At 33.1% G+C, this 6,859-nt stretch carries 6 protein-coding genes and 2 pseudogenes; all 8 read left to right on the plus strand.

What is annotated here, in order from left to right:
* A pseudogene (locus FLS47_RS19175) lies at positions 1–110 on the plus strand (IS982 family transposase); the annotation flags it as partial.
* 225 nt (positions 111–335) lie between these two features.
* Positions 336–455: pseudogene (locus tag FLS47_RS19100) on the plus strand (TetR family transcriptional regulator); the annotation flags it as partial.
* 18 nt (positions 456–473) lie between these two features.
* Positions 474–929 (plus strand): hypothetical protein, encoded by a 456-nt coding sequence (locus FLS47_RS16085; RefSeq protein WP_223225373.1) that lies wholly within the window; start codon positions 474–476, stop codon positions 927–929.
* A 1-nt stretch (position 930) separates the two neighbouring features.
* The gene (locus FLS47_RS16090; RefSeq protein WP_149915354.1) at positions 931–2,607 is read left to right on the plus strand and encodes a peptidase domain-containing ABC transporter; all 1,677 of its coding nucleotides are present in this window, start codon (positions 931–933) and stop codon (positions 2,605–2,607) included.
* Positions 2,608–2,618: 11 nt separating this feature from the next.
* Positions 2,619–3,917, plus strand: coding sequence for an HlyD family secretion protein (locus FLS47_RS16095; RefSeq protein WP_149915355.1), 1,299 nt, complete (start codon positions 2,619–2,621; stop codon positions 3,915–3,917).
* Between the two features lie 3 nt (positions 3,918–3,920).
* A complete protein-coding gene (locus tag FLS47_RS16100) occupies positions 3,921–5,339 on the plus strand; it encodes a TolC family protein (RefSeq protein ID WP_149915356.1) in 1,419 nt (472 codons plus the stop codon).
* Between the two features lie 269 nt (positions 5,340–5,608).
* Complete coding sequence (locus FLS47_RS16105) at positions 5,609–5,959, plus strand: GlcG/HbpS family heme-binding protein (RefSeq protein ID WP_262713889.1); 351 nt, start codon at positions 5,609–5,611, stop codon at positions 5,957–5,959.
* A 409-nt stretch (positions 5,960–6,368) separates the two neighbouring features.
* The gene (locus tag FLS47_RS16110; RefSeq protein ID WP_149915357.1) at positions 6,369–6,746 is read left to right on the plus strand and encodes an alpha/beta fold hydrolase; all 378 of its coding nucleotides are present in this window, start codon (positions 6,369–6,371) and stop codon (positions 6,744–6,746) included.
* The last annotated feature ends 113 nt before the right edge of the window (positions 6,747–6,859 follow it).

The following is a 6,859-nucleotide window of genomic DNA, read 5'->3' on the forward strand; positions in this document are numbered from 1 at the left end:
TCAACTTTATCGTAAATATCTTAGCTGGATTAGCAGCATACAGTTTCTTCCCTAAGAAACCTTCAATCAAATATCAAACGGTAAAAACTAACCAATTGTACGCTTTTTAATTATCGAATTCAGGTTTATAATACATTATTTTGTTATAAAAATGTCATAAATGTAAAGTGTGCTGTACAAAATAGTGATAATGCAATTCTGTTTGATAGTAATACTATCATTTTTATTATATTGCTTTAAATATTATTTATTTTATGGAATTTTTAATCCAATTTAAGCTCAATGATCATCTTTACTGACGTGATCCTGAGCTAAGCGATATCGGTAGATCTATTGTGCGTGAATCTATAAATTTGATTTACGAAATAGGATTTGAACAGTTTACCTTTCGAAAGTTAGCATTACATATAAAGACGACTGAGACTACAATTTATCGTTATTTTTCTTCAAAACATAAATTGCTGATATACATTTTGAGTTGGTATTGGAATTATTTAGAACTTGTGTGCAAGTTCCAATTACAACGAGAGTCGGATAGTAAGAATAAACTGAAACTTATTCTTGAAATAGTTACATATAATTATCCCTATGGGTTAGAAATTAAAGAATATAATATGCAAAGATTGCATGAAATCGTAATTTCTGAAAGTAGTAAATCTTATTTAGTCAAAGAGGTCGATGATATAAATGAAGAACTTGTCTTTAGTCCTTTGAAGAGTTTATGTAGCTTTATTTCAGAAGTTATTCTGGAAATTAATCCAAAATTTGATTATCCTAAATCGCTTGCCAGTACGTTGATTGAAACTGCTCATCAACAGCAATTCTTTAGTGCACATTTACCAAGTCTCACGGATAATAAAAATAAAGAATTACATAAAGAATATGTTTTGGCCTATCTTAATTCTTTGGCATTCTCAGTAATAAAATAAAATGACACAACACGAAGATTATTCGAACCCAAGCAGAGCATTATTTAGATATATAACTAAGGAAAAACGTGATGTTACTGCAATTTATATATATGCAATTCTTAGTGGATTGGTGCAACTAAGCATACCCTTAGGTATACAGGCTATAGTTAGCTTTGTTATGGGGGCCACGATGATTACCTCTTTATATTTACTTATTTCTTTCGTGGTTCTAGGAACATTTCTTGCTGGCCTTTTCCGCGTACGTGTAATGCAAATAATTGAAAAAATTCAACAAAAAATATTTGTTGAATATGCTGTTGCTTTCACTGAAAGGTTGCCCAATATTAACTTATCGGCAAATAAAAAATATTATTTGCCTGAATTGGTTAATAGATTTTTCGAAGCTCCTCATTTACAAAAGGGAATATCTAAAATATTATTAGAGATACCCACTGCATTAATACAAATTCTTTTTGGGATACTCTTATTATCCTTTTATAATACGTGGTTTTTAGTGTTCGGAGCTCTGGTGATTATTATTGTGATCATTATTTTTCGCTTTACGATGAACTCAGGTATTAAATCAAGTATAGAGGAAAGTGATCGTAAATATGAGGTTGCCTCTTGGTTGGAAGATATTGCTGGAGATATTAAAACGTTTAAGGGTAATTCAAAATCCAAACTTCATTTAATTGGTACGGATGAAAGAGTTGTCGATTATTTAAAAATTCGAACCACACATTTCAAAGTTCTTGAGTTTCAGTATAAAGCTATTATAGCTTTTAAGGTAATTATGACACTTGTGATGCTTACAATAGGTACTTATTTGCTTGTAAATCAGCAATTGAATATTGGAGCATTTATCGCTACGGAAATTGTAGTATTAAGCATGATGACAGCAGTAGAAAAATTAATTAAGAGTTTGGAGAGTTATTACGATGTAATTGCTTCCTTGGTGAAATTAAATAAGGTGACAAGTTTAGTAACAGAGCAAGGGGGAGATATTGATTTAAATAATGATAGTATCGGTTTAGATATTGTTTTTAAGGATGTAAATTTCGCTTTTAGTGATAATAAAGTTATGCTCTCAAATGTGAACTTTCATATTGCTCCCAACACATTGACAACTGTTTCAGGTAAATTGGGTGCTGGAAAGTCTTTGTTGTTAAATATTATTACGGGATTTTATGAACCTTTTTCAGGCTCTATCCTATTTGATAAAGTGCCTTTAAAAAACCTAGATAAGGTAAGCCTGCGTAATCAAATTGGAATCTTCATGGAGGATATGAAAATTATTAAAGGGACATTGAAGGATAATATTTTACTGGGTAATACTCAAATTAATACAAATGATATTGTGAACTTATGTGAGGAAATCGGAATTGAAAATTTATCTACTCAATTCTCTGAGGGGTTTTCTACACATCTCAGCGAGACTGATACACAGATTTCTTTTAGTGCTAAAAAGAAGATATTATTAATTAGGGCCCTTCTTGGCAAGCGTCGATTACTTGTTTTAGAAGATCCTTTATCAGGAATGGATGCAGAATTCGGTGGCAAAATCCTTGCATACATTAATAGAATCAAGGATAATTCAACTGTTATTATTGTTTCAAATAAAACCAAAATGCTAGAAATAGCAGATCAGAAATTAATAATAGACCAAGGACAAGTAATGATAAATCAGGAATCATAGAAGCACTATTTATGGAATTGAAATCTTTTAATACAATTTATCATATAAACAGAGACTCACGCGTAATGAGGTGGTTTTTTGTTTTTCTAGTTGTAGGTGTGATTATTCTTTTTCTGCCTTGGACTCAAAACGTTAAAGTAAATGGAACTGTAACAACTTTATATCAGGATCAACGTCCTCAACAGCTAAATTCACCTATTCCAGGAAAAATTGAAAAATGGTTCGTTAAAAATGGTGATTTCGTTCAAAAAGGCGATACTATTTTGAAACTAGCAGAGGTCAAAGACGAATATTTAGATCCTAATCTAATTTATCGATCTAAAGAACAAGTAGATGCAAAAAAAGGTGTTAGAGATTATTATCGTGCTAAAGTGGGGACGGCGGAAAATCAACTGAATGCTTTGCAGGTGGCAAAAGATCTCAAAATTTCCCAACTTAAGATAAAGCTCCGTCAGCTAAACATGAAGCTGGAAGCTGAAAATGCTGAACTCACGGCCGTGAATAATGAATTTAAGATGGTTGAAGATCAATATTTAAGGCAAAAAAAAATGTATGATGAAGGGCTCGTGTCGTTGACTCAATTTCAGCAGCGTAATGTTTCTTATCAAAATGTTTTAGCAAAGAAAACTGGTATTGAAAATAAGTTAGCGCAAAGTCGTCAGGAAATTGAGGCCACGGTTATGGAAGAAAATGCAATTATACAGGATTTTACAGACAAGCTGAGCAAAATACAAGGTGAGAGGTTCCAAAGTCTAGGACAAATACAGGGAAGCATAGGGGAAATTGCGAAGTTAGAAAATCAGATTTCTAATTATCAAATTAGACAAGGATTATACTATGTACTGGCCTCTCAAGATGGTCAAGTTGTACAACTCAATAAGGCGGGTATTGGTGAAATTTTAAAAGAAACTGAAAGTATTGGTACTATTGTTCCTCAGCGGGTAGATTATGCCGTGGAAATGTATGTGAAACCCGTTGACATACCTCTACTGCGAGTGGGACAGCGGGTTATGTGTGTATTTGATGGCTTTCCGGCTATCGTGTTCTCTGGTTGGCCAAATACGAGTTACGGTATTTTTAAGGGGAAGTTAATATCTATTGAGAATACAATAAGTGTAAATGGGTTATTTAGGGCTGTAGTAGTGCAAGATAGTTCTGAGCGTACTTGGCCTCCGCAAATAAGGGTAGGTGGTGGTGCTCAAGGAATAATTATCTTAAATGACGTTCCTGTGTGGTATGAATTATGGCGAAATATAAATGGTTTTCCACCAGATTATTATGTCGTTAATACAGAAAGTAAAAAAAATTAGAACATGATTATCCTTTGCAGATTTGCGATTATATTTCTGTTAATTTTTTCCGTTAAATTCAGACTTAAAGGACAGTCCGTTCAGGGTCTTAAATTGAGTTATACGGAGTTTATAGCCGCTGTTAAAAGTTATCATCCGCTAGTGGTTAATTATACGATTGAAAATCAAATTGCTGAGGCTGATCTTCAGCGTGCAAGAGGGGGATTTGATCCCGTGCTTGAGGGGAAGATGGGTAGTAAAACCATTGATGGTGTAAATTATTATAATGAGCGTAATGCGAGTTTAAGTATTCCAGTATGGTATGGTGTAGAAATTAGGGGGAAGTATAGTTATATCGATGGAGATAAGTTAAATAATAGTGAAACCCCAGGTGAGCTTTATCAAGTAGGTGTTACGTTGCCTTTGCTTCAGAATCTGCTTTATGATAAGCGTAGGGCAATACTTGATCAGGCTAAAGAGGGCTTGATCATGGCTAAAGCAGAACAAATTATCCGAATAAACGAAGTGCTATTGGAAGCTGATAATACTTATTGGAACTGGGTTAAAGAGTATGAATTACTTAAACTGCAAAGTGAAGTTGTAGAAGTAAATCGTAAGCGGGTTTCCCTTACTCTTAAAACACTAGAATACGGAGAACGTGCTGCAATTGATACGACCGAAGCTATATCGCAGCTTCAAAGTTTTCAGTTAGATGAGCAGGCTGCTTATTTACGTTTTTTAAAAGCTACCCAGGAATTAACGCTGTTTTTGTGGAAAGAAAATAATCAGCCTTACGATATTCTGGACGGTTTAATTCCTGAGAGGCCTTTAAGCAGTATTGATGTGTATAAAGAATACCCCGTATTGATTAGAAATGTTAGAGAAAAATCCACTTTTGACCACGGCTCTTTACGCTATTATTTAGGAAAGCAGAATTATCTGATCAGTGAGAAGGCTTTAAAATTTCAAAGCTTGTTACCAAAAGTTAATTTCACTTATAATTACTTAAATAAGCAGAACCGCAGATCCGAAGTTTTTCCCATGTTTGAGGACAATTTTCAGTATGGATTGAAACTTGAGCTGCCTATTTTTCTACGACAAGCAAAAGGAGATTATAAAATAGCAAAGCATAAGTTATATCAAAACTCTTTAGAAATTCAATATAAGGCTAAAGAAATAGAAAACAAAGTAACTAATTATATAAATAACCTTACAAATTATCATTCTCAAATTAGGATTGCCGAAAGGAATATAGAGAATTATCAAAAGTTGTTGCAAGCAGAGGAATTGCGATTTGCAAATGGAGAGAGTTCTTTATTTGTAATTAATAGCCGAGAGAATAAATTGATTGATGCTCAATCAAAAATTTTAGATTTAAGGTTGAAATTTATGCACTCTTATAACGAGCTCAAATGGCTAAACAATAGCTTTATAGCAGAGTAAATAAATTGTCATTATTTGCTTACTGGGTCATTAATAGATTTCTTTCCCTTAATTTCGGGGTATCAATAATTTAAGTGGGTTGAAAAAACATTAATTTTTGTAAAAATTATCTAACGCTATAAAAAAAATAAATTACAGTGCTTTCTAGTTTTTAGTTTTATGTTTCCTATGTTTATGCTAAGTGCCCAGAATCTAACTACAGGTTTTACTAGTTTAAATCAATTTGGTGCTCTTGAGATTGCGGGAAAAGTAAATTTGGAAGCTAAAAAATTGGTAAAAATGCTTCCATTGCAGTTTTAGACGCATCAGGTAATGTTTTGTTGCTGTTCAAAGGCAATGGTGTAGGTCCCCATAACACATTGGCATCTCAACGTAAAGCATATACGTCACTTTCTACTAAAACTTCAAGTTTAGAATTAATGAAAAAAGCAGAAGCAAGTCCGGACTCCAAAAATTTAAATACTTTACCTGAATTGCTTTTATTGGGTGGCGGCGTGCCAATTTTTAAGGATGGATCATTAATTGGGAGCCTTGGTGTATCGGGTGCTGGGGGTGGTGAAAACGATAATACTATTGCTATTAATGCTATTCGTTCATTAAATTTTAAAGAAAAGCAATAAATATATTATTTATATAATGCTCTCGAAATAATACCTTTTTTAGCAAAAGTCTAATTTTCTACCTTCAAATTTCCTTAACATTCACGTTTATTATCTTTGTTTTGAAATGGCAGGTAGATTATTTTACCCTTTGCTCATTCTAAATTTAAGACTGCGCTAGAAGATAGCATTATTTGACTTAATATATAATATCGGGTTTAGGCTAGGTGCTGTAATTGACATGATATCAATTTTAAATCTGGAGTTCTGGGTGGATATCTAAATTATTAATCAAAAACATCTGGATGGAATTATTATATTTATGCAGCCTTTAATTTAAGTTTACTTTATACAACTTAGTAGATTTTGTGTTTTTGCAGGTTGTGTTCGGTAGCCTTTTTTAAATGGTGGTATGATAAAATAAAACCTAATGAATAAAAACAGCGTTGTAGAAATAGGTAACTTAGGTGGACCTACTATTGTATTTGCTCATGGATTCGGGACAGATCAAAGCGCATGGGACGGCGTTAAACAGGCATTTCTGTCTGAATACAGGCTTATCCTTTTTGATAATGTCGGAAGTGGAAACTCTGATCCCCAGGCATATAGTCCAAATAAATACAATAATCTTAGCCCTTATGCTGAAGATCTTATTGCTATTTGCGAAACGTATAAAGTTAGAAATGCCATACTCATAGCACATTCTGTGAGTGGAATGATAGGTATACTTGCCACGCTAAAAAGACCAAATCTTTTCTCCAAATTAGTGCTGATAGGTGCTTCTCCAAGATATCTAGTTAGCCCTTAAAAAGGGTCTATTTAACTGAATTTCAAATAGTTAATTTCGTATTCTCTTGTTTTTATTTGCCAGATTCCGTATATTTAGTGTAGAAACCTTGCAAATTCAACCCTATGCTAGCG

Source organism: Sphingobacterium cavernae (assembly GCF_008520265.1).
Taxonomy (GTDB): domain Bacteria; phylum Bacteroidota; class Bacteroidia; order Sphingobacteriales; family Sphingobacteriaceae; genus Sphingobacterium; species Sphingobacterium cavernae.